Raw genomic sequence first — 22,983 nt, 5'->3', positions numbered from 1 at the left:
GTCCATGAGCAGCACCGCAGTCATCGTAGTGATCGTCGTGGTGGTGATCGCGCTGCTGGCGCTCGCCGCGTTCGCGTGGTCGATGAACGGGCGCCGCAAGAGCCGACGCCTCAAGGAGCGCTTCGGCCCCGAGTACGACCGCCACCTGTCGGAGACGAACGACCCGGCCGAGACCGAGCGGGTCCTGGCGGAGCGCGAGAAGCGCCACCGCGGGCTGAGCCTGCGCACCCTCGACGACCGTGAGCGGGAGACGTTCGAGCGCCGCTGGACGGCGGTCCAGGCGGAGTTCGTCGACGACCCGGACCACGCCGTGGACCGTGCCGACGCGCTGGTGGACGAGCTGATGTCCGCCCGCGGCTATCCGGTCGACGACTTCGAGCAGCGGGCGGCGGACGTCTCCGTCGAGCACCCCGTGGTGGTGCAGCGCTACCGCGAGGCGCGCCGGATCGCCCAGGCGAACCGGGAGCACCGCGCCGACACCGAGGAGCTGCGCGGCGCCGTGACCTCCTACCGCGAGCTGGTCCAGGCACTGCTGGGCGGCGACCGGCACCACGACGGGCAGCACGACGGCCGGCACGGCGGCGACCCCGCCGGCCCCCAGGACACCCGCCGGAAGGAGACGAGCGCATGAGCGAGCACGTGGGCCACGAGCGACAGGGTGGACGCAGCACCGACGAGACACGAGGTGAGCGGCTGATGGACAAGCTCGACCCCCGCACCGCCGACGGCAGCGGGCACGCCGACGACCGTCACGACGACCGCAGCTTCCTCGACAAGGTGCTGGGCCGGGAACCCGGTCAGCACGGTGAGCACGGGCACGAGGGCCGGGGCGCCGCCCAGGAGGACCGCGGTGGCGTGGGCACCCGCGAGCGCGGCTACGACACCGGCGAGGGCGCACCGATGCCCCGCGGGCACGACGAGCACCTGCCGCAGGACCGCGGCCGCGGTGACCTGGGCCCGGGCGACGACCCCGACGGCGGCCTCCGCGGCCGGGACGCCGGGGGCACCGGGGGCATCGGGGACACCGCGGGCACCGGGCACCGCGACGTCCGCAGCGACGAGGGCGCACGCACCGTCGACCTGCGCAGCGGCGCCACCGACGCCACCTCCGACGCCACCTCCGACGCCCCGCGCGACACCGGTCAGGACCGGGCCCGCGACATGGGTGGCGACACGGGCGACATGCGCCACGATCCGGGCCGGGACATGGGCGACATGCGCGGCGACGCCCGCGGCGGCCACGACACCGCCGTGCACGGCTCCGGCGTCCCGGACGAGCGGATGCCGGGCGACGAGGGCGGCGGCGGCCTGCGCGAGGCCGGCCGTCACGAGGGCCACCACGACGCCCAGGGCGAGGGCGGCCGGTCCCGCGCGGAGTCCATGGGCGCGCCCACCCAGGAGACCGACTCCTCCGGCCACGCGACCCTGGTCCCGCAGGACCGCTCCGCGGAGTACCTGCGCCGCTGGGAGACGCTGAAGGCCGGGTTCGTCGACGAGCCCCGCGGCGCCGTCCGCGACGCCAACGCCCTGGTCGGCGAGGTGCTCGACGAGCTGGAGGCGCTGTTCAAGAGGCAGCGCAGCGAGCTGGAGCGCGACCTGAACAACGAGTCCGCCTCCACCGAGGACCTCCGGCTGGCCCTGGGCCGCTACCGGAGCTTCTTCGACCGCCTGCTCACCATCTGACGGGCGCCGCACCAGCACAGGGGAGGGGCCGCGGATCCACGGATCCGCGGCCCCTCCGGTGTGTTCCGGGCCGTCAGACGGTCAGCGCGAACGCCGCGTCGGGCTCGACCACCTGGAAGGTGAAGCTCTCCTCGATGTACAGGCTCACCGAGTCCGCGTCGTGGTGGGAGTAGCCGATCGCGAGGTCCTGCCCGACGTCGAGCGCGAAGTCCCCGCCCCGCTCGCTCACCAGCACCGCGCCGTCGACCCCGGCCGCCCAGATCACCGAGCCGCCCAGGATCCGCTTGAGATGGTCGAAGAGCAGGTACCCGCCGTGCTCCGTGGTCTCGACGATCTTCGTGTACAGGTCCGGCCCGACCGCGAGGGCGTACGGCCCGCCGATGCCGTTGCGGCGCAGCGTGTCCACCCCGCGGGCCACCACGCCCGGCCAGCGGAGGCAGTCCTCGCCCAGGGGCAGCGGGTCGTACGGCGCGACCTGGGCGATGCCCTCGACGTGCGCGGCCGGCCAGCCGTGGAACACCGCGCGGTTCTCGATCTCGGCCGCCACCCGCGCCGCCCGGTCGAGGTCCTCGAACTCGGGGTCGGGAGCACCGCGCTGGATGTCGTCGATCTCCGCCCGCGAGACCGTGAACGGCACGCGGACCTCGGCGAGCGGGAGCACCCGGCGGACGCGCGCGCTCACCCCGGCGCCGCCCTCGACACCCGGCGGCGGCCCGGCCAGCCCGGTCGTCCGGCCCAGGCTGCGCGCCGAGTGCTGCCAGCCGCCGCTGCCGACGAAGTCGACCAGCTTGCGCGCGGCGAGCAGCGGGGTGAGCCGCTCGCGGGCCTCGTCGTCGATCGCCTTCCAGGCCTCGGTGGGGATGGGCGCGTTCGCCCTGAGCAGGTGGTCGGAGGGTGCGGTCACGGGTGCTCCTTGCGTGGTGGGGAGGACGTGGGGGAACGGCGTGGTGGGCCGCTGTGGACGGGTCAGCGGCCGCGGAGCCCGCCGATGCCGAGCGAGACGTCGCCGGAGAAGTCCGACGGCGGGTGGATCTCCCGCTCGATGGTCTCCACGTACTCCTCGGGGTCCTTGTCGGTGATCTCGATGCCGCGTCCGCCCGGGTGCCGCTCCTTGAACTCGGTGAACTGCCGGCCGAGGGACTCGCGCAGCCCGGACGGGGCGTGGAGCCGGAAGTCGGGGAGGCCCTCGTTCTCCTCCTCGCCCATGTGCTCGTCGTTGGCCTCGCGGGCGCTGTCGACGCCGGCCCACCAGCCCGCGCTGCCGACCGGGTTGCGGTCCGCCTCGCGCACGCCGTCGCGGATGTCGTTGTGGTCGCCGATGGCGTCGAGCGTCTCCTCCTCCGGGTCGTTCTCGCCCTTCCGGAGCAGCTGCGGGTAGAAGATCCGCTCCTCGGCCTCCGCGTGGACGTCGAGCAGGTCGGCGAGCGGGCGCCAGACCGCGCGGAGCGCGGTCGGCTCGGCGCCCTCGGCGCGCAGGTCGTCGAGCTCGGCGAACCGGCGACGGAACCACTCGTGGTCGTCGAGGATGAGCTGGGTGATGTCGGGCACGGCCGGACCGTACTGCCGAACGGCCCCGCCGCGCCCGCCCTGATGCCCGTCCAGGTGCCTGCTCAGCCGGTGTTCTCGTGCGTCGCGGTGAGGGTCGCGCGCGCGATCGCGTGGCTGAACAGGTTGAACCCGAGGAACGCCGGGGTGGCGCCGTCGGGCAGGCCGAGGCTCTCCACGTCGACCGCGTGCACCACGAAGATGTAGCGGTGCGGGCCGTGCCCGGGCGGCGGGGCGGCACCGACGAAGCGCTTCATGCCCGCGTCGTTGGCCAGCACCACGGCGCCCTCGGGCAGCGACGACGAGTTCTCGTCGCCCGCGCCCGCGGGCAGCTCGGTGACCGTGGCCGGGATGTCGGCGACGGCCCAGTGCCAGAAGCCCGACGCCGTGGGCGCGTCCGGGTCGTAGCACGTCACGGCGAACGACCTCGTCCCCTCGGGGAAGCCGCTCCACGACAGGTGCGGTGACCGGTCCTCGCCGCCCGCGCCCATGAGGCCGGACAGGTGCGGCGTGTCGAGGGTGCCGCCGTGGGTGACGTCGTCGCTGGTCAGCTCGAACGTGGGGAGGTCGGGCAGGTCGCTGTAGGGGTCGTGGCTCATGGCGACCGATCATGGCACCGATCGGACTGGGAAGCTTCCCCGGTGGAGAACCTGCTGCTCATCGTGGGCCTGATGCTCGGCGCGGTGCTGCTGGTGGGGGTGGGGGACCGGCTGCGGCTCCCGTGGCCCGCGCTGATGGTGGTGCTCGGCGCCCTCGTCGCGCTGACGCCCGGCCTGCCGGACTCCTTCGAGCTGGACCCGGACCTGATCCTGCCGCTGTTCCTGCCGCCGCTGCTGTTCGCGACGGCGCAGCGCACCTCCTGGTCGCTGTTCCGGGCCCGCTGGCGGTCCATCGCGCTGCTCGCGATCGCGCTGGTCGTGGTCACGATCGTGGTGGTGAGCGGGCTGGCGGTGCTGCTCGTCCCGGGGATCACGCTCACCGCCGCGGTGGCCCTCGGCGCGATGGTCGCCCCGCCGGACCCGGTGGCCGTGGAGGCCGTGGCCGGGCCCGTGCGGATCCCGCGCCGGCTGCTCGCGGTGCTGCAGAGCGAGGGCCTGTTCAACGACGCCACCGCGCTCGTCGTGTTCCAGGCGGCGGTGCTGGCCACGGTGCAGGGCGACGAGCTGTCGCTCGGCGGCCTCGCCCTGTCCTTCCTGCTCGGCGCGGCCGCGGCCGTGCTCATCGGGCTGGTCGTCGCGTGGCTGGCGCGGATGGTCCTGGCCCGGGTCACCGACACGATCGGGCGCAGCGCGCTGACCCTGGTGCTGCCGTTCGCGGTCTACCTCGCCGCCGAGGAGGTGCACGCGTCGGGCGTGGTGGCCGTGGTGGTGGTCGCACTGCAGCTGCGCCGGCTCGGCGACGCCGACGAGGCCGCCGAGCGCCTGGTCCAGCGCTCGTTCTGGGACGTCGTCGAGCTGCTGGTCACCGGGGTCGCGTTCGGCCTGATCGGGCTGGACCTGCGCGGGGTGGTCGAGGAGGCGGGCACGGACCTGCCGCGGATGGTGGGCCACGCCGCGCTGGTCTGCCTCGTGGTGGTCGGGGTCCGGGTGCTGTGGATGACGGTCGCCTGGCTGACCGTCCGCCGCTCCGCCGACGCCTCCGCCGCACCCCGCACCGGCCGGGAGGCCGTGGTGCTGGCCTGGTGCGGCATGCGCGGGCTGGCGACCCTGGCCCTGGCGCTCTCGCTGCCCACCGTCATGGCGTCGGGAGCACCGTTCCCGGCCCGCGCCGAGATCACGCTGATCGCCGTCGGGGTGCTCCTGGTGACCCTGCTCCTGCCCGGGTTCACCCTGCCCACGCTGGTCAAGGCCCTGGGCGTCGCCGAGCGGGCGGACGCGGAGGAGCGCGCCGAGAAGATCGTGACGCGGCGGGCGCAGCGGGCCGCGCTGAACCGGATGGCCGCGCGGATCGGCGAGGCCGACCGGTCCGACCAGCTGCCGGAGGAGGTCGAGGCCGCGATCCGGCAGCGGATGAGCCGGCTCGACGCCGTGCTCTCCGGCGAGTCGCTGTCCGAGGACGAGCGCCAGCGGCTCCGCGCGATCCGCGACCGCCGGGACGTGCTGCAGTCCATCGAGGCCGACGCGCTGTCCGCCGCCCGCGCCGAGGTGCTCGCGGCGCGCCGCGAGCCGGGGATCGACCCGGAGGCGGCCGACCGCGTGCTGCGCCGGCTCGACCTCCGGACCGTCCTGCTGGACTGACGCGCCGGACCGCCGCGGCTACTGCGGCCCGTAGACGACCACGGTGTTGCCCCACGGGTCCCGGGCCACGGCCCGGACCTCGTGCGGGCCCTGCTCGGGCTCCCGGACCACGGACCCGCCGCCCTGCACGAGGGCGGCGAGCGCCGCCGCCACGTCCGGGACCTTGAACGACGCCGCCGGCACCCCGCCGGTGACGTCCTCGGCCGGGCCGGCCAGGGCCAGCGTCGTGCCGCCGGCGTCGAGGGCGGCGTAGCGGTCGCCGTCGACGAACTTCGTGGCCAGGCCGAAGGTGTCGGCGTAGAAGCGCACGGCGGCGTCGACGTCGGCCACCGGGTGCAGGACGTTGCCGATCTTCACCGGCGTCTTCGCGGGATCACTCACCGGACGACCGTAGCCCGTCAGGTGATCGTGATGCCGCCGTCGATCGCGAACGTCTGCCCGGTGACGTACCCGCCGGCCGCGCTCGCGAGGAACACCAGCGCGGCGGCCAGTTCCTCCGGGTCGCCCTTCCGGCCCAGCGGGACCCGCTCCATCATCGAGTCCAGGTAGCCGGGCTTGTACTGGTCGGTCATCTCGGTCTCGAAGAAGCCCGGGGCCAGCGCGTTGACCCGGATGCCCTTGCGCCCGCCCCACTGCTGGGCGAGGTCGCGGGTGAGCCCGATCAGGCCGGCCTTGCTGGCCGCGTACGCCGCCTGCGGCAGGTTCGCGGTGGTGATGCCGAGGATGCTGGAGATGTTCACGATGCTGCTGCCCGGCTGCATGACCCGCCCGCAGGCCTGCGCCATCCAGTAGCAGCCGTTCAGGTTCACGTCGATGACCTGCGTGAACTCCTCGACGCTCTCCCGGGTCGCCGGCACGGCGGTGCCGATGCCGGCGTTGTTGACCAGGACGTCGACCCGGCCGAACTCCGCCATCGCGGTGTCGACCAGGTTCTGGCAGTCGGGCTGCCGGGCGACGTCCGTGGTCACCGCCACCGCCCGGCGGTCGAGCTCCTCGACCATCTTCCGCGTGCCGTCGAGGCGGTCGGCCCGGCGCGCGCCCAGCACGACGTCGGCACCCGCCTCCGCCAGCGCCTTCGCGAACGCGACGCCGAGACCCGACGACGCGCCCGTCACGATGGCCACCTTGCCCTCGAGCGAGAACCGCTGCAGTACCGTCATGCGCGGGACCTTAATGCAGTCGCACCAACTCAGGAGCGAACGGAGACGTGGCGCGGGCGACAGCGGCTTGCGCCGTGCGGGGAGCCCGGTGCGAGGATCGGAACGAAACGATCGGTCGTTCGCGACCGGTGCGTAGCGCAGTCGAGCGAAGTCGAAGGAGACCGAACATGGCGGAGTCCCAGCAGCGCGTCGCGATCGTCACGGGAGCGGCCCGGGGGATCGGTGCGGCCACCGCACAGCGCCTGGCGCAGGACGGCTTCAAGGTGGCGGTGATCGACCTCGAGGAGGCGGCCGCGAAGACCACCGTCGACGCCATCGTCTCCGCGGGCGGCACGGCGATCGCCGTCGGTGCCGACGTGTCCGACGCCGCGGCCGTCGAGGCCGCCGTGGCCCGGGTCGCCGAGGAGCTCGGCGCGCCGACCGTGCTGATCAACAACGCCGGCATCACCCGGGACAACCTGCTGTTCAAGATGACCGAGACCGACTGGGACTCGGTCATGGGCGTGCACCTCAAGGGCTCGTTCCTCATGGCCAAGGCCGTGCAGAAGCACATGGTCGACGCCGGCTGGGGCCGCATCGTCAACCTGTCGTCGACCTCGGCGCTGGGCAACCGCGGCCAGGCCAACTACTCCACCGCGAAGGCCGGCCTGCAGGGCTTCACCAAGACCCTCGCGATCGAGCTGGGCAAGTTCGGCGTCACGGTCAACTGCATCGCCCCCGGGTTCATCGCCAGCGAGATGACCAAGGCCACCGCCGAGCGCCTCGGCGTGGACTGGGAGGAGTTCAAGGCGGCCCGCGCCAAGGAGATCCCCGTGCAGCGCGCCGGCGCGGTCGAGGACATCGCGCAGACCGTGTCGTTCTTCGTCGACGAGCGCTCGAGCTTCGTCTCCGGCCAGGTCATCTACGTCGCCGGCGGCCCGAAGGCCTGACGTGACGGCCGATCTGACGGTGGCGCCGGTCCTGCTGACGGCGCCCCTCGGGCCGGACCGCCTGGTCGGGATGGGCCCGATCGAGGTCGACGACGCGGGCCTGGTCCGCGCGAGCATGCCCACCGCCCGGTGGATGGTCGGCCCCGACGGCCGGCCCTCCGCCGGGGCGCTGGGCGTGCTGCTCGACGCCGTGCTGGGGCAGGCCATGCTCCTGCCCCGGCCGGTCGAGGGCTGGGCGGTCACCACGGAGCTGGCCGTCGACCTCGTCGCGCCCGTCCCGCTCGACGGGTCCCCCGTGACCGTCGAGGCGCGGGCGGTCGCGGCCGACGCCGAGGGCTCGCTCTCCCAGGGCCGGATCCTGGCCGCGGACGGCACGCTGCTCGGCGTCGCGACCGAGTGGGGCAAGTTCACGCCCGGGGTGCCGGACGTCGACGCCGTGGTCCCGCAGGTGCAGGTGCCGCCGGTGGGCTCGGTCGTGGGGCTGCTGGGTGCGGAGATGTCCGGCGACCCGGTGGTGCTGTCGGTGCCGGGCGTGGCGGCGCTGGCCAACGAGCTGGACACGATCCACGGCGGGATCATGCTGACCGCCTCGGAGGTGGCCGCGGCGGCCGCACTGCCCGGCCCCCCGGACCGGCCGCTGGTCACGGGCTCGATGCGGATCTGCTACCTGCGGCCCTCACCGGTCGCGGGCACCACGCAGTTCCGCACCCGGGTGGTGCACGCGGGCCGCTCCTTCGGGGTGGTCGAGGTGGAGGCGTGGGGGCCCACCGGCAAGCTGGCCACCACGGCGACGGTCACCCGCCGGGTTCGCTAGGTCCCGCTGCTCCCGCTGGGGCCGCCCGGGAGGGGCGGCCGCAGCGGGGATCACGGTGTGGGGGCGTTGCGGAGCCCGATCGCGTAGGGGGCCAGCGGCTCCTGCCCGGCGACCGGCACCTCGTCGTCGGAGACGTTCACGACCAGTGCGGAGCCGTCCGGCGCCCGGAAGGCGATCAGCGGCGAGTCCTGTGCGGTGCCGAGCTCCACGTCGCCCTGCGCGAGCCGGGGGACGAGCCACTCCCACGCCTGCGTGAGCGGGGTGGGCTCGCCACCGGCCGCCTCCGTGGCGTCCGTCCAGAGCGCGGAGTAGGGCAGCGAGCTGCCCTGCGGGCCCCACAGCAGCGCGACCGACACCCCGGACCGGGCGAACGCGGCCACGGAGGCGAGCGTCGAGGCGGCGCTGGCCTGGCCGTCCGCGGCGCCGGTCTGTCCCTCGGGCACCTCGGAGTAGAACTCGGTCCACCAGATCGGCAGCGTGGTCGTGCTGCGCAGGAACCGGGTGACGTCGGAGAACTTCACGGCGGCGTCGTCGAGCCGGCCGCTGATCGTGTCGCCGCGCTGCGCCGTCCCGCCGTCGACGGCCAGGAAGTCGGCGCCGACCTTGTTCGTGTCCCAGTACTCGAGCGCGTCGAGGATCCGCTGGTCGATCGCGCCCCAGCTGCCCTCGAGGGTGTCCGAGGCGTTCGGGTCGTCCGGCGGCAGGCTGATCATGACCGGGTAGGGGCCGCCGACCTGCACGTCCGGGCGCACCGCCTTCACCGCGGTGTACACGGCGTTGTAGAGCGCGGTGTAGCCCTCGTAGTCCCACCGGTTCCTCGTCATGTCGAAGAAGCCCTTGAGCTCGTTCCACACCACGACCCGCTCGATCTGCGGGTAGCGCTGCACCGTCTGCGCGACCAGGTCGGCGTAGGCCCGGAAGTCCTGCGGCAGCGGGGCGACCTCGAGCCGCGTCCAGTCGGTCTGCCCGGCGACGCCGCCCTTCATCCAGTCCGGCGCGCAGCAGGCGGTGAGGACCGTGCGGGCGCCGGTGCGCTTGACCAGGTCCATGCGCTCGTCCAGCGTCGCCCAGTCGAACTGCCCGGGCGCGGGCTCGGGGCTGAGCGTGCCGAAGCCCATGAGGTGCACGTTCTGCCACACCGCGGAGTCCTTCAGGATCGCCTCGCCGCGGGCGTTGGACCCGGCCGGGTCGTGGTCGTCGAGGCTGTCCTGGGTGTGCGTCACCCCGAGGTCGAGCGGGGCGCCCTGGGGCGCCCAGTCCCAGCCCTCGCCGAGGTCGAGCCCCGCGGCGGACCGGTCGGTGGCCGCGCCGGTCGCGGGCGGGGTGGTGGACGAGCAGCCGGCCAGGGCGAGCAGGCCGGCCGCGAGGGCGGCGAGGACGGGAGGGGTTCGGCGGGAACGCACGGCCCGGAGAGTGTCAGCGCCCGGCTGTGGCGCGGCTGAGAGGGGCCCGACCCGCGCGCGCGAGCCAGCCGTCGGCGGCCAGCAGTTCGGCGGGGGTCCCGTGCTCGGCCACCGTCCCCTCGCGGACGACGTACACGTGCTCCATCCGCTCCACCCCGGCCAGGTCGTGGGTGATCAGCAGGGTGGCGCGGCCGGCGGCGGCGTCGAGCAGGTCGTCGAGGACGGCGTCGCGGGTGCCGGGGTCGAGGTGCGCGGTCGGCTCGTCGAGCACGAGGAGCGCGGGATCGGTGAGCAGCGCGCGGGCCAGCGCGAGTCGTTGCCGCATGCCGCCGGAGAGCCGGCTGCCGCGGATCCCGACGGGCTCGTCGAGGTCCAGGTCGAGGCGCACGCGGGTGAGGACGGCCCGCAGCTCGTCGTCGGTCGCCGCCGGTCGGGCCAGGCGCAGGTTCTCCCGCACGGTGCTGTCGAAGACGTGCGGGTCCTGCGGCACCCCGCTCACCGCGGCGCGCACGGCGTCGGGGGAGCGGTGCAGCAGGTCCGCGTCGCCCAGCCGCACCGCGCCGCCCTCGGCCTCCTGGAAGCGGAACAGGATCGCGGCGAGCGTGCTCTTGCCCGCCCCGCTCGGCCCGACGACGGCGACGTGCGCCCCCGCCGGGACGTCGAGGTCCAGGCCGTCGAGCACCAGGGGACCGTCGTAGCGGGCGGTCAGGTCCCGGATCCGCAGGTCGGCCGGGCCGGCGGGCACCGGCTCGTCCGACGCGGGCCGGACCTGCGGCGGGGTGTCGAGCACCCCGAACAGCCGCTCGCCGCTCGCGCGGACCGCGCCGAGCCGGGCGGCCGCCGCGGGCAGCGGTGCCACGATCTCGAACGCGGCCAGCGCGGTGAGCACCAGCACGGCCAGCGGGATCGGGCCGAGCCGGCCCGCCGAGACCGCCGCGACCCCGAGGAGCAGCGAGCCCCACAGGGTGAGGCCGGCCAGCAGCGCGGTGGCCCCGGCGCCGAGACCGAGCAGGCGGGCGTCGCGCCGGGCGGTGCGGGTGAGGTCGGCGTCGGCCGCCTCGACCCGCGCGACGGCCCGGTCCATCGCCCCGTAGGCGACGAGGTCGGGGGCGCCCTGCAGGGCGTCGACGAGCGCGGTCGAGAGCTCGGCGCGGGCCGCGGCGACCCTGCGACCGGGTCCGCGGCCGGCCCGCGCGGCCAGCAGCGGCACGGCCACGCCGGCCAGCACCAGCCCGGCCGCGAGCAGCAGCCCGCCCTCGGTCAGCAGCGCGGTCGACAGCGCGACCACCCCGCCCCCGACCAGCAGCGCCGCCAGCGGCGGGGTCAGGCCGCGGACCAGCAGGTCCTGCGTGGCGTCGGTGTCGCTGACCAGCCGCGAGACGAGGTCACCCGAGCGGAACCGGCGGACCGGCTCGGTGGCCGCGAGCCGGGCGTAGACGCGGTCGCGGGCGTCGGCGAGGGTGCGCAGCGCGGCGTCGTGGGTGACCAGGCGTTCGAGGTAGCGGGCCACGCCGCGGGTCACGCCGAGCGCGCGGGTCAGCACCACCGCGACGCTCAGCGCGGTCACGGCGGGATGGGTCGCGGCGGTCGCGATCAGCCAGGCGGCGAGCGAGAGCAGCCCCACGCCCGCGGCCGTGGCGGCGGCCCCGAGCAGCACGCCCAGTGCGAACCGGCCTCCCCGTGGTCGCGCGAGCCCGAGCATCCGCACCACCCCGTGAGTGCGTACTGCCCCTAGAGGGTCACTCATCACTCACGACCCCCGCTGACCAGGGCGGGAGCCTCGAGCCGGACGAGCCCGGCGTCGGCCGGCAGCTCGTCGGCCCAGGCCGGGTCGTGCGTCACGATCACCGCGGTCCGGCCCTCGACCAGTCGCCCGACCGCACGGCGTACGGCGGCCGCGTTGTCCGGGTCCAGGTGGGCGGTCGGCTCGTCGAGCAGCACGAGTGGCGGGGTCTCCGCGCGCTCGGCCCGCAGGAAGGCCCGGGCGAGCGCGACCCGCTGGCGCTGCCCGGCCGACAGCCGCGCGCCCCGCTCACCGAGCCGGGTGGCGAACCCGGCGGGCAGGCCGGCCACGACGTCGTCGAGCTCGGCCAGGGTGGCGGCGCGGCGCACGGCCGCCACCGGGGCGTCGGGCTCGCCGAGGCGGATGTTGCCGGCGAGGGTGTCGTCGAACAGGTGCGGGTCCTGGGGGACCCAGGCGACCGCGCGGCGCCAGCGGTCGGGGTCGGCGTCGGCGAGATCGTCCGCGTTCACCGTGATCCGGCCCGAGGTGGGCTCGACGAACCGCAGCAGGAGCCCGAGCAGGGTCGACTTGCCCGCCCCGCTCGGCCCCGTGACGAGCGTCGCGCGGCCGGCGGGCAGGGTCAGGTCGAGATCGTGGAGGGCGTCGCGGTCGCGGCCGGGGTAGCGGACCGTGACGCCGTGCAGGCGGATGTCGCCGGTGGGGGCGGCGCCGGTGCCGGCGGGGACGATGCCGGCCCGGTCGTCGAGCACCGTGAAGACCTGCTGGGCCGCGGCGATGCCCTCCATGCTGGCGTGGAACCGCGCCCCGACCTCACGCAGCGGGAGGTACGCCTCGGGCGCGAGGATCAGCACGAGCAGCGCGGTCTCCAGGTCCAGGCGGCCGTAGAGCAGCCGGAAGCCGACCTCCACGGCCACCAGCGCCACGGCGAGCGTCGCCAGGACCTCGAGCACGAAGGCCGACAGGAACGCCACCTTCAGCGTGCCCATGGTCGCCTCGCGGTGCTGGTCGGTGACCTTCCGGACGAGCGCCGCCTCGGCCTTGGCCCGCCGGAACAGGGCGAGCGTGGGCAGCCCCTCGACGACGTCGAGGAAGTGCCCGCCGAGCCGGTTCAGCAGCGCCCACTGCCGGTTCGTCCGGGCCTGCGTGTGCATGCCGACCAGCGCCATGAACAGCGGGATCAGGGGGACGGTCACCGCGACGACGACCGCCGACACCCAGTCCGCGCCCGCGATCACCACGAGCACCGCGACCGGGACCATCACGGCCAGGACGAGCTGGGGGAGGTAGCGGGCGAAGTAGTCGTCGAGTGCGTCGAGACCCCGGGTGGCGAGGGTGACCAGCTCACCGGCGTCCCGGTCGCGGGGGACACCGCCGGTGACGTGCCGGACCAGCCGCATCCGCAGCTGCGACTTCGCCGAGGCGGCGCTGCGCAGGGCGGCGGCCTCGGCGCCGTAGGCGAGCCCGGCCCTGGCGAGCGCCACCGCGGCGACGGCCGCGATCACCAGGGCGAGCTCCGCGGAGGCGGAGCTCGCGGAGCCGACCGTCGACTCGAGCCCCGCGCCGCCGGTCGCGCGGGCGACGACGCGGGACACGAGCCACGCCTGCAGCAGGATCAGCCCGGTGAGGGCCGCGCCGCACGCGGTGGCGACGAGCAGGTGCGTGCGGACGGCGCTCGCCGTGCGCAGCAGGCGGGGATCGAGGGGTTTCATGGGGGAGACGGATTTTGCGGGGTCGACCATCGACACGGCTTCTCAGTGGCTCACGGCGATGTGGTCCCGGGTGACCCGCTTGCGGAACACCCAGTAGCTCCAGGCCTGGTAGGCGAGTACCAGCGGCAGGAAGACCGCCGCCACCCAGCTCAGGACCGTGAGCGTGTAGGGCGCCGACGCGGCGTTGTCGATCGTCAGCGAGTTCGCGGGGTCCGTGGTCGACGGCAGGACGTCGGGGAACAGCGAGCCGAAGATCAGCACCGCCAGCATGCCCACGGCCACCGCGGTGGCGGTGAACGCCCAGCCCTCGCGGCGGCGCCGGACCAGGCCGGCACCGAGCGCGAGCGCCACGACCGACACGATCGCGACCGGCAGGGTCCACGGCTCGCCGCTGCGCGCCTGCGTCCAGCCGGCGAAGGCGACCAGGAGGGGCAGCACCACCAGCGCCGACCAGGCCGCGAACGACCGGGCGCGCAGCCGGACCGGGCCGTCGGTCTTCAGGCTGAGGAAGACCGCGCCGTGCAGCAGGAACAGGCCGAGGGTGAGCACCCCGCCGAGCAGCGCGTAGCCGTTGAACAGCTCGAAGACGTCCGTGGTGACGACGTGGTCGGGGCCCATCGCGAGCCCGCGGACCAGGTTGGCGAAGAGCAGGCCCCACAGGAAGGCGGGGAGCGCGCTGCCGGCGACGATCACCGCGTCCCAGCGTCGCCGCCAGACCGCCGAGTCGACCTTGCCGCGGTACTCGAACGCCACGCCGCGCCCGATGAGGGCGAGCAGGATCAGCAGCATCGGCAGGTAGAAGCCGCTGAGCATCGAGGCGTACCAGGCCGGGAACGCGGCGAAGGTCGCCCCGACGGCGGTGATCAGCCAGACCTCGTTGCCGTCCCACACCGGGCCGATCGAGTTGATCATCACGCGGCGGTCGGTGTCGTCCTTCGACAGCACCGGCAGCAGCGCGCCGACGCCGAAGTCGAAGCCCTCCAGGACGAGGTAGCCGGTCCAGAGGACGGCGATGGCGAGGAACCAGATGACTGTCAGGTCCATGATCGGCTCCTAGTAGACGAACGCCGGGACGCGGTCGTCGGTCTTCTCGGGTTCGGGCTCGTCCTCGGGGTAGGGCATGACCGCGGCGGTGCCGGCCTTGACGTAGCGGCGCAGCAGCCCGAACTCGACGACCGCCAGCACGGCGTAGATCAGCGTGAAGGCGGACAACGAGATCGCGACCTCGGTCAGGCTCACCCCGGGGCTCACGCTGTTCGCGGTGAGCAGCTCGCCCACCACCGTCCAGGGCTGGCGGCCCATCTCGGTGAGGATCCAGCCGAAGATGTTGGCCAACAGCGCGGCGGGCAGCGCGGCCACGACCAGCCCGTACTGCCAGCGGTAGGGGAACAGCTTGCCCTTGCGCGTCATCCAGAGCCCGACGACCGAGATCGCGACGCCGGCCAGGCCGAGGCCCATCATCATCCGGAAGGCCCAGTAGAGGAGCCCGACGTTCGGGATGTAGGTGCCGGGGCCGAAGGCCTGCTCGTAGCGGGCCTGGATGTCGTTGATGCCCTGCACGTCGCCCTCGAAGTCGCCCGTGGCGAGGAAGGCGAGCACACCGGGGATCTGCACGTTGACGTGGTTGCGGCCGTCCTGGATGTCGCCGACGGCGAAGATCGAGAAGCCGGCGGCGTGCTCGTCGTCCCACAGGGCCTCGGCGCTGGCCAGCTTCATCGGCTCGTACTGCGCCATCAGCTTGGCCTGGTGGTCGCCGCTCAGGGTCACGACGACGCCCGCGATCGCGGTGACCACGAACCCGGCCCGCATGCTCTTGCGGAACAGCTCCCGCTCCCGCGGTTCCTTGTCCTTCATCAGCTTGTAGGCGCTGACCGCGGCGACGAACAACCCGGCGGCGATGAACGCGGCCGACACGACGTGCAGGTACGTCGACCAGGCCTGGTCGTTGCTCAGGACGGCCCAGATGCTGGTCAGCCGGGCCTGGCCGGTGGTCGGGTCGATCTCGAAGCCGACGGGGTGCCGCATCCAGGCGTTGGCCGCGAGGATGAAGTAGGCGCTCAGGTTGGTGCCGATCGCGGCGGCCCAGATGCAGGCCAGGTGGACGCGGCGGGGGAGCTTGTCCCAGCCGAAGATCCACAGGCCGATGAAGGTCGACTCGAGGAAGAACGCGAGCAGCGCCTCCATGGCCAGCGGCGCGCCGAAGACGTCGCCGACGAAGGTCGAGTAGTCGCTCCAGTTCATCCCGAACTGGAACTCCTGCACGATACCGGTCACCACGCCCATGGCGAAGTTGATCAGGAAGAGCTTGCCGAAGAACTTCGTGGCGCGCAGGTACTCGGTCCGGCCCGTGCGGTGCCACGCGGTCTGCAGGGAGGCGACGACCACGGACAGGCCGATCGTCAGCGGCACGAACAGGAAGTGGTAGATCGTCGTGATCCCGAACTGCCAACGGGCCAGGTCGAGTGCCATGGCGGCGGCTCCTCCCGAACTTCTACGACTTGTAGAGGCTCTGGCTCAGTTCTACACCACGTAGAAAGTTCGGGGCAGGTGTGTCCGATCACCGTGCGGCGGTGCCGTTACGGTCCTCCCCGTGATCGGCGCGCGGCCCCGGGTCGGGGTGTTCCTGCTGGCCCCCGGCTTCCCCGGCCGGTCGGCGACCGACGTGCTGGAGGGGACGGTCGCGGCGGCCGTCGCCGCGGAGGAGGCCGGGTTCGACGCCGTCTGGCTGGCCGAGCACCACTTCATGACCTACGGGCTGTGCCCCTCGGCCGTCACGCTCGCGGGGTACGTCCTCGGTGCCACCTCGCGGATCACCGTGGGCACCGCGGTGAGCGTGTTGTCCGTGCAGCATCCCGTCGCGCTCGCCGAACAGGCGCTGCTGCTCGACCAGGTGTCCGGCGGCCGGTTCCGGCTCGGCGTCGGCCGCGGCGGGCCGTGGGTGGACCTGGAGGTGTTCGGCACGGGCCCGGAGCGGCTCGACGGCGGGTTCGCCGAGTCGCTGGACCTGCTGCTCTCGGCCCTGTTCGGGCCCCGGGTCCGCGGCGACGGGCCGCACTTCCGGTTCCGCCCGGTCGAGGTCGTGCCCGGGCCGCGGAGCGGGGTGGACCCGCTGCTGGCAGTCACCTCCGCGACCGGGATCGGCCTCGCCGCCGAGCGCGGGCTGCCCATGCTGCTCGGCATGCACGCCGACGACGACGAGAAGGCCCGGTCCGTCCGCGCCTACCACGAGCGGGGCGGGTCCGACGTGGTGCACGTCAGCACGCACCTCGCGCACGTCGCCGACACCACCGCCGCCGCGCAGGCCGAGGTCCGGGAGTCGCTCCCGCGCTGGTTGCGGCCGGGGCTCGCGGGCTACACGCGCTACGACGGCGCGCCCCGCACCCCGCGGGACGCCGACGAGTACACCGACCTCCTCTGCCGCCTCCACCCGGTCGGCGACCCCGCCCTCTGCCGCGCCCGCCTGGACCGGACCCTCCGCCACACCGGCGCCCGCGCCCTCGCGCTGATGGTCGAGACCACCGGCGACACCGCCCGCACCTGTGACAACGTCGCCCGCCTCGGCGCCGAGGTGCTCCCCGCCCTCACCCTCCCGCCCACCACCCGGCCGCGGCGGGAGGTGCACGCGGGGGAGATCGGTTCCCGGGCCCGGTGACGAGGGAGCGGATCGAGCACCGAGGAGCTCGAGCAACCCCCGGATCGCGTCCCGTGGAGGCTCACCGGGGAACGAAGTCGGCGACGAGTTGTGCGACGCGGGCGGGGTCCTGGAGGGGCATGCTGTGGCTGACGCCGGGCAGCACGGTGTGGCGCGCGGCGGGCAGCATGCCTGCGAGGATCGTCGCCGTCTCCTCGTAGGCGCTCGTCACGGCGGCGGTGGCGCCGCCGGTGACGAGCAGGGCCGGAACCGTGATGCGTGACGCTCGTTCGGGGTCGAGGTTCCATTCGCCCGCGGCCCGGATCTCGTCGGTGAAGAAGAACGTGGCGTCGCGGACGATGCGGTCGAACGCGTCCTCGCCCAGGCGGGCGGTGACGGCGGCCCGGTAGTCGGGGCCGTCGACGCCGCTGAGGAACGTGTCGGTCGCCTGGGCGAAGTCGCCGGCGCCGACTGCTGCCATGGCAGGGCCGACGACCTCACGGACCAGGACCTGGCTGGACGGCCCGGCGGGGTTCGGCGCCGGCTCGAGCAGGACGAGACCCGTGATCAGGTCGGCGTCGTCGAGGGCCGCCTGCAGTCCGATGCAGCCGCTGGAGGAGTGACCGACCCAGAGGGCGCGCCGGATCCCGAGCTCCCGCAGGAGCCGGCAGCACTGGCGGGCGTGGTCGGCCAGTGTGAGGTGGCCGTGGGGTCGGGAGCTGGCGCCGTAGCCGGCGCGGTGGACCCGTACGACCCGGAACCCGTCGAGTGCCGGCTCGTCGAACATCGGGCGGAACCACTCACCGAAGACGCCGGCGTGGACGAGGAACAGCGTGTGGGGCGCGTCGCGAGGGCCGCGTTCCCAGTATTCGAGCTCGGCGTCGCCGACGTCGATCCGACCGTGGCTCGTTGCGGTGGTAGTCGTGGTCATGCCCCTACGCTGCCCGGGGTGGCGTGCGGGGGGATCCGGGTGACACACGGATCTGGGCCGGGCAGCTCACGGAGCCAGACCCGTCAGGCCTTCCCGCGAACGCGTGCCGGTCTTGAGCAGCAGGTTGCTGACGTGTGTCTCGACGGTGCGCCGCGACAGCTGCAGCCGTCCGGCGATCTCGATGTTGCCCAGGCCTTCGGCGACCAGCCTCAGGACCTCCAGCTCGCGGCCGGTCACGCCGAGGGCGCGCAGCCGCGGAGGGACCATCTCGCCGTACCGCCCGGGACGGGGCACCGGGAGACCGAGGCGACGCAGGTGCGCCGCGCAGAGCCGGGCCATGCGGTTCTCGCCGTGGGCCAGCAACCAGGCGTGAGCCTCGCGCAGCAGCGCGGGAGCGTCCCCGAGCCGGCCGTCGACCGCGCGCGGCACGAGCATGATCCGCAGCCAGTGGCGGAGGAACGGGTGGGGCGCCAGCAGCCGGTCGCCCTCGGCGAGCAGCAGGCCGGGGTCGACCTGCTGAACGTGCGCGGCGGCGACGGCGTCGGCATAGGCGAGAGCGGCCCGGTTGACGGCCTGGACCAGGACGTCGGATTCCCGTAGCTCTGCACGCGGCCCGTCGTCGGTGGGGTCGCACACGGTGCGCAGCACGACCCATTCGCCCCAGACCGGCGCCGGCGGTGCGGCGGGCAGCTCCCGCAGGAGAGCGATGCAGTCGTCGAGCTCCCGCGCGGCCCGCTCGTCGTCGCCGTCCAGCCAGGCGTCGGTGGACCGGTTGTGGGACCGCTCGGAGCGGTACAGCGGACTCGGGACGAGCCGGTCGACCTCGTCGAGGAGCAGGTCCGCCTGCCCGGCTCGGCCGGCATGCACCCGGCCGCGGGCGGCGAACATCAACGCGTGCGCCTGGAGGCCGGTGAGCCCCAGCCGGCCGGCCCGGTCCGCGCACCGTTCGGCGCGGGACATGACGCCGACCATCCCCTCGGTCCCGACGGTCATCGCGACGGCCTGGAGGTCGAGGGCCGTCGCGGTGCCGAGCATGCCGGCGTCGAGCGCGAGCGTCTGCGCCTCGGCGAGGCGGCCGGCCGGTGCTGCTCCGTACAACTCGGTGGCGCCGAGCTCGGCGAGCGCCCGGATCCGCCACGGCGTGAGGCCGTGGCCGGCCGCGACCTGCTCGGCCCGCTCGAAGGCGGCGACGGACGCCTTCGGATCGCGCCGCCGCAGCGCCCGTCCGACGACCTCGAGCGCCTCGCAGAGGACGTCCGGCGGCCCGACCTGCTCGGCGGCCGCCGCAGCGCGAGTCGCCAGAGCCAACGCCTGATCGAGGTCCTCGGCGTCGAGAGCGATGTGGGCGGCGAGCGCCTGGACCCGAGGATCGTCGGGATCCCCGAACAGCGTGAGGTAGCGGCCGGCCTCGTCGAAGCGTTGACCGCCCACGCAGGCCCGGGAAGCGGCGATTGCCAGCGCCGTCCGGTCTGCACCCGTCGCGGTCGGCAGCGCGACGTCCGCCGCCGCGATCGCCTCGTCCGTGCGCGTCGCCAGGGCGAACGCCTGGATCCGCTCGACCGTGATCGCCACGACCAGGCCGGGGTCTCCCACGGCCAGCACGAGGGACCGCTCCAGGATCTCCTGCGCGGTGGCCAGAGCCCCGGCGGCGACGGCGTCGCGCGCCTCCTCGAGCAGCAGCGCGGCGGCGCGGGCCGGACGCCCGCCGCGCGCGTGCAGGTCCGCGACCAGGGCCCGGCGCACACCCAACTCGTCCTCGAGCGCCTCTGCGGCACGCGCAGCGATCGCGCCCCGCTCGGGCGGGGTGAGCCCGGCAAGAACCGCACCGCAGGTCAGCGCGTGCCGCCAGCGCACGTCTCCGGCCGCGTTCCTCGTGAGCAGGCCGGCGTCGACGGCTGACGACAGCCCGTCGGCGACCTCGGCGGCGTCCGAGCCGAGGACCGTCGTCAGTAGGTCCGCGTCGAGCTCGGGGCCCAGCACGGCGGCGGTGCGGACCAGCTCCCGAGCCCGGGGCGCCAGGCCCGCGACCCGGTTGTGGACCAGAGCCAGATGGGAGGGAGGCAGTCCGCCGGTGAGCGTGCTCGTCGTTCGCCACCCGTTCCCGTCCGGTACCAGCGACCCGCTCTCCAGGAGCCCGGCCGCCAACTCGGTGACCAGGAGGGGGACGCCCTCGCTCACCCGTGCCACGTACTCCTCGGCCTCCGGCGGGAGTTCCCCACCGACGGTCCGACGCACCAGCAGCGCGACGTCGGCCGGAGGCAGCGGACGCAACGCGACGGTCCGGATCCGAGCATGTCGATGCAGGGCGGTGAGCGCGTCGGGAACGGCCTGGTCGTCGCGTGCCGCGATGACGACGGTCGCCGCCACCTCCCGCAGACCGCCCGCGAGGTACTCCAGCAGCGCGAGGGTGTCCCGATCCGCCCACTGGGCGTCGTCCAGGACGAACACCGTCCGCCGGTCGGTCGAGAGCACCCGGAGCAGTGCGAGCACCGCCTCGCCGAGGACGACCACCGGATCGACGAGGTGCGTACCTGCGGCGAGCGCGGGCGGCCAGGTCGGAAGGATCCGCGCGAGCACAGCGCGGAACGGCGACAGAGCCCCCTCGTCGGCGAGCGCGGGCGGCGCGACCCGGACCAGCGCCTCGGCCACCGGGCGGAACGGACCCCCGCCGGGCACCGCGTGCCCCGACCCGACCACTGCGCCGGCGTCGGTCACGCGCCGCGTCAGCTCCTCGAGCAGTGTCGTCTTGCCGCTGCCCGCACAGCCCGTCACGAGGACGAGCCGGCCCGGCCCGCCGTGACAGGCATCGAGCAGCGCCGCCAGCTCCTCGGAGCGACCGACGAGCGTCGGACCCATCCGGCGAGTATCGCGAACAGGAGCGAGGCCGGCCACGATCTCGCCGTGTGGATCGTGCGCCGGTGGCCGGGCCGGTCCTACGCACCATTGCGTATGTCTTGTTGCGCAGCGGGTTACGACACTGGACGGTCTCCGACCACGGGAGCCTGCGATGACTATCGAGCTGGTGCCGCTCTGCACGGTGCGGATACAGGTGAAGCCGCCCATCGAGGTCGGCTCCGGTCCTGCCGGGACCAGACTGGTCTTCGAGCTTGCGAGCTCGAAGATCGAGGGGGACCGGCTGAACGCCGAGCTAATGGGCGACGCGGCAGCGGACTGGCTGCTCGTCGGCCCGGAGGGCACCGCCACGCTCGACATCCGGTCCGCATACCGCACAGACGACGGCGCCGTCATGTATGTCCAGTACGGCGGCCGGGTGGACGTGTCAGGCGGCATGAACCCCCCGTTGACGGCGTACATCGCAGCGCGGTTCGAGACCGGCGACGAGCGCTACACCTGGCTCAATCGCGTACAGGCGGTCGGCAAGGGCGTCCTCCACGAGGATCTCTCCGTCGACTACGAGTGGTACGAGGTGCGCTGAGCAACCCCGGCCGGCCGGCGACGGAGAGCCGGAGCCGACGCTCGGTTGCCGAGTGTCGGGGCCTCAACGCCGTCAAACGCCCGGGTCCTCGCCCGGCCACCAGGGATCCGCGGGAACCGACCTTGGGCCATAGAATCCGCGCGCGCCCGCTCCCTCGAACCCTACTTGCCGTGATCTCGGAATGAGGAGGATATTCCCGCTCGCGCCATTGGTCGCTCGACCTGAACGGAGGGGACACTAGATGGACCAGGACAGGCAGTCCGCGGCATCCTTCGGCTCGGCAGTCGATCTCTTGAAATCGGATCTTCGCGGTAACCTCGTGCGCGCCGGGGACCCGGACTACGAGGACACCCGGCGTGTCTACAACGCAATGATCGACCGGCGGCCCGAGATCATCGTACGCTGCGCCGGTGTCGGTGACGTCATTGACGCGGTCAAATTCGGTCGAAGGCATGACCTGCCGATTGCCATCCGAGGGGGCGGACATAATGTCACCGGCAACGCCTTGGCTGACCGCGGATTGACGATCGATCTGTCTCCGATGAAGGGACTGCGCATCGATCCGCGGCTCAGGATCGTCCGGGCGGAAGCAGGGCTGACCTGGCTTGAGGTCAACCACGATCTGCAACACTTCGGGCTTGCGGCCGCTGGGGGTTTCGTGGGGACGACAGGGGTCGCCGGTCTCACCTTAGGTGGCGGACTCGGGTGGCTGGTCCGAAAGCACGGCCTCGCCTGCGACAACCTGGTCTCGGTCGACGTCGTCACCGCGGACGGGCGCTTCCTCCAGGCCAGCACAGAAGACAACCCCGACCTCTTCTGGGCTGTCCGGGGTGGTGGCGGCAACTTCGGGATCGTTACCTCGTTCGAGTTCGAGGTCCATCCAGCCGGAACCGTCCTCGCCGGACTGGTCGTCCATCGGGCCTCTCGCGCTCGCGAGGCTCTGAAGTTCTGGCGAGACTTCGAGACAACAGCGCCGCGGGAGTTGACCGCCGGTGCACTGCTGTTCACGGCACCTCCGGCACCATTCCTGCCGGAAGATGTCCAGGGGGAACTGGTCGTCGGCATCGGCGGGGTCTTCACCGGCGATCTTGAGGTCGGGGAGAAGGTACTACGACCACTTCGTGACTGGGGGCCGCCTGTTGCGGACATCATCGAGCCGATGCCTTACAGCGCCGCACAGACGATGGCTGATGTATTCTGGCCGCACAACTTCCAGAACTACTGGAAGTCGGATTTCCTGAACGGACTTTCGGACGACGCGATCGGCACAATTGTCGAACAGTTCTCCTCCGTGCCCTCGTCGATGACGACGGTCGTCATCGAACACAACGGGGACGGCGCGATGAACGACGTTGGTCGCGATGAGACCGCCTTCTGGCACAGAGACTCCACCTATAACTTACTCGTCACCTCGATGTGGGAGGATCGGCGGAACGCCGAGGAGAACGTCTCCTGGACGAAGGACTTCGTCGGAGCGACCGCGCGATTTGCGAGCGGTGGGGTCTATGTTAACTATCTCGGCGAGGAGGGATCAGGCCGAATCCGATCGGCTTTCGGCTCGAATTTCGATCGACTCAGTGCAGTCAAGCAGAAGTACGATCCGGAGAATGTCTTCCGACTGAACCAGAACATTGAGCCAAATGATTAGTCGCAGTCGCGAAGGACACTCACGGGACGCTCCTATGGTTCGTCAAGCCCCTGCGGCTGGTGGGTGTTCGAGCTGTCGGTAGAGCTGGCGGGTGATGTAGCGCTTGAGGCAGC

20 protein-coding genes are annotated in these 22,983 nt (G+C 73.4%); 8 read left to right on the top strand and 12 right to left on the bottom strand.

Annotated features, from left to right (window positions below; all coding sequences use genetic code 11):
- Positions 1 to 4: 4 nt before the first annotated feature.
- Together PKE99_RS34830 and PKE99_RS34825 are read left to right on the top strand one after the other, a co-directional pair.
- Entirely contained in the window at positions 5 to 631 is a 627-nt protein-coding gene (locus tag PKE99_RS34830; protein ID WP_197040573.1) for a hypothetical protein, read from the top strand.
- The gene (locus PKE99_RS34825) at positions 628 to 1,683 is read left to right on the top strand and encodes a hypothetical protein (RefSeq protein ID WP_051737252.1); all 1,056 of its coding nucleotides are present in this window, start codon (positions 628 to 630) and stop codon (positions 1,681 to 1,683) included. The genes PKE99_RS34830 and PKE99_RS34825 overlap by 4 nt, the downstream gene beginning before the upstream one ends.
- A 73-nt stretch (positions 1,684 to 1,756) precedes the next feature.
- Here PKE99_RS34825 and PKE99_RS34820 read toward each other — a convergent pair whose 3' ends face one another.
- From PKE99_RS34820 to PKE99_RS34810, 3 genes are all read right to left on the bottom strand, one after another.
- Positions 1,757 to 2,587 carry a family 1 encapsulin nanocompartment shell protein gene (locus tag PKE99_RS34820; RefSeq protein WP_037044433.1) on the bottom strand — a complete coding sequence of 277 codons (831 nt, stop codon included), beginning with the start codon at positions 2,585 to 2,587 and terminating at the stop codon, positions 1,757 to 1,759.
- A 62-nt stretch (positions 2,588 to 2,649) separates the two neighbouring features.
- Positions 2,650 to 3,231, bottom strand: a complete 582-nt coding sequence (locus tag PKE99_RS34815; protein WP_037044435.1) for a hemerythrin domain-containing protein — start codon at positions 3,229 to 3,231, stop codon at positions 2,650 to 2,652.
- Between the two features lie 62 nt (positions 3,232 to 3,293).
- Positions 3,294 to 3,827: a YbhB/YbcL family Raf kinase inhibitor-like protein gene (locus PKE99_RS34810; RefSeq protein ID WP_037044436.1), complete on the bottom strand. Its 534-nt coding sequence runs from the start codon at positions 3,825 to 3,827 to the stop codon at positions 3,294 to 3,296.
- Between the two features lie 42 nt (positions 3,828 to 3,869).
- Between PKE99_RS34810 and PKE99_RS34805 the strand changes: the two genes are divergently transcribed.
- Positions 3,870 to 5,465, top strand: a complete 1,596-nt coding sequence (locus PKE99_RS34805; protein WP_037044437.1) for a Na+/H+ antiporter — start codon at positions 3,870 to 3,872, stop codon at positions 5,463 to 5,465.
- A gap of 18 nt (positions 5,466 to 5,483) precedes the next feature.
- On the opposite strand, the gene PKE99_RS34800 is transcribed toward PKE99_RS34805, so the two are convergent.
- Together PKE99_RS34800 and PKE99_RS34795 are read right to left on the bottom strand one after the other, a co-directional pair.
- Positions 5,484 to 5,846, bottom strand: coding sequence for a VOC family protein (locus PKE99_RS34800; protein ID WP_051737253.1), 363 nt, complete (start codon positions 5,844 to 5,846; stop codon positions 5,484 to 5,486).
- Positions 5,847 to 5,863: 17 nt separating this feature from the next.
- Positions 5,864 to 6,625: an SDR family NAD(P)-dependent oxidoreductase gene (locus PKE99_RS34795; protein WP_037044438.1), complete on the bottom strand. Its 762-nt coding sequence runs from the start codon at positions 6,623 to 6,625 to the stop codon at positions 5,864 to 5,866.
- A gap of 167 nt (positions 6,626 to 6,792) precedes the next feature.
- Between PKE99_RS34795 and fabG the strand changes: the two genes are divergently transcribed.
- Together fabG and PKE99_RS34785 are read left to right on the top strand one after the other, a co-directional pair.
- A complete protein-coding gene (gene fabG / locus PKE99_RS34790) occupies positions 6,793 to 7,554 on the top strand; it encodes a 3-oxoacyl-ACP reductase FabG (RefSeq protein ID WP_037044439.1) in 762 nt (253 codons plus the stop codon).
- Between the two features lies 1 nt (position 7,555).
- On the top strand, positions 7,556 to 8,368 hold the full coding sequence (locus PKE99_RS34785; RefSeq protein ID WP_037044440.1) for a PaaI family thioesterase: 813 nt from the start codon (positions 7,556 to 7,558) through the stop codon (positions 8,366 to 8,368).
- Positions 8,369 to 8,418: 50 nt separating this feature from the next.
- Here PKE99_RS34785 and PKE99_RS34780 read toward each other — a convergent pair whose 3' ends face one another.
- Genes PKE99_RS34780 through PKE99_RS34760 form a run of 5 tightly spaced genes read right to left on the bottom strand, consistent with a single transcriptional unit; the run spans position 8,419 to position 15,693 of the window.
- The gene (locus PKE99_RS34780) at positions 8,419 to 9,771 is read right to left on the bottom strand and encodes a GH39 family glycosyl hydrolase (protein WP_051737254.1); all 1,353 of its coding nucleotides are present in this window, start codon (positions 9,769 to 9,771) and stop codon (positions 8,419 to 8,421) included.
- Positions 9,772 to 9,784: 13 nt separating this feature from the next.
- On the bottom strand, positions 9,785 to 11,473 hold the full coding sequence (gene cydC / locus PKE99_RS34775; protein ID WP_231498166.1) for a thiol reductant ABC exporter subunit CydC: 1,689 nt from the start codon (positions 11,471 to 11,473) through the stop codon (positions 9,785 to 9,787).
- 44 nt (positions 11,474 to 11,517) lie between these two features.
- Positions 11,518 to 13,224: a thiol reductant ABC exporter subunit CydD gene (cydD, locus tag PKE99_RS34770; protein ID WP_037044443.1), complete on the bottom strand. Its 1,707-nt coding sequence runs from the start codon at positions 13,222 to 13,224 to the stop codon at positions 11,518 to 11,520.
- A gap of 42 nt (positions 13,225 to 13,266) precedes the next feature.
- The gene (gene cydB / locus PKE99_RS34765; RefSeq protein WP_037044444.1) at positions 13,267 to 14,268 is read right to left on the bottom strand and encodes a cytochrome d ubiquinol oxidase subunit II; all 1,002 of its coding nucleotides are present in this window, start codon (positions 14,266 to 14,268) and stop codon (positions 13,267 to 13,269) included.
- A gap of 9 nt (positions 14,269 to 14,277) precedes the next feature.
- Entirely contained in the window at positions 14,278 to 15,693 is a 1,416-nt protein-coding gene (locus PKE99_RS34760) for a cytochrome ubiquinol oxidase subunit I (RefSeq protein ID WP_037044445.1), read from the bottom strand.
- A 121-nt stretch (positions 15,694 to 15,814) separates the two neighbouring features.
- Between PKE99_RS34760 and PKE99_RS34755 the strand changes: the two genes are divergently transcribed.
- Positions 15,815 to 16,876, top strand: a complete 1,062-nt coding sequence (locus PKE99_RS34755) for an LLM class flavin-dependent oxidoreductase (protein ID WP_231498167.1) — start codon at positions 15,815 to 15,817, stop codon at positions 16,874 to 16,876.
- 61 nt (positions 16,877 to 16,937) lie between these two features.
- Here PKE99_RS34755 and PKE99_RS34750 read toward each other — a convergent pair whose 3' ends face one another.
- Both PKE99_RS34750 and PKE99_RS34745 read right to left on the bottom strand, forming a co-directional pair.
- Complete coding sequence (locus PKE99_RS34750) at positions 16,938 to 17,786, bottom strand: alpha/beta fold hydrolase (protein ID WP_051737255.1); 849 nt, start codon at positions 17,784 to 17,786, stop codon at positions 16,938 to 16,940.
- A 66-nt stretch (positions 17,787 to 17,852) separates the two neighbouring features.
- Positions 17,853 to 20,642 (bottom strand): ATP-binding protein, encoded by a 2,790-nt coding sequence (locus PKE99_RS34745; protein ID WP_037044448.1) that lies wholly within the window; start codon positions 20,640 to 20,642, stop codon positions 17,853 to 17,855.
- Between the two features lie 151 nt (positions 20,643 to 20,793).
- Here PKE99_RS34745 and PKE99_RS34740 point away from each other — a divergent pair, with 151 nt between their 5' ends.
- Together PKE99_RS34740 and PKE99_RS34735 are read left to right on the top strand one after the other, a co-directional pair.
- The gene (locus PKE99_RS34740; RefSeq protein WP_037044450.1) at positions 20,794 to 21,222 is read left to right on the top strand and encodes a DUF3237 domain-containing protein; all 429 of its coding nucleotides are present in this window, start codon (positions 20,794 to 20,796) and stop codon (positions 21,220 to 21,222) included.
- 241 nt (positions 21,223 to 21,463) lie between these two features.
- Positions 21,464 to 22,870 (top strand): FAD-binding oxidoreductase, encoded by a 1,407-nt coding sequence (locus tag PKE99_RS34735; RefSeq protein ID WP_051737256.1) that lies wholly within the window; start codon positions 21,464 to 21,466, stop codon positions 22,868 to 22,870.
- Positions 22,871 to 22,983 lie beyond the last annotated feature (113 nt).

It is taken from the genome of Pseudonocardia halophobica (genome assembly GCF_027922425.1).
GTDB lineage: Bacteria > Actinomycetota > Actinomycetes > Mycobacteriales > Pseudonocardiaceae > Pseudonocardia > Pseudonocardia halophobica.
The sequence above is the reverse complement of the archived record's forward strand: the minus strand, read 5'-3'. Positions and strand labels throughout refer to the sequence as shown.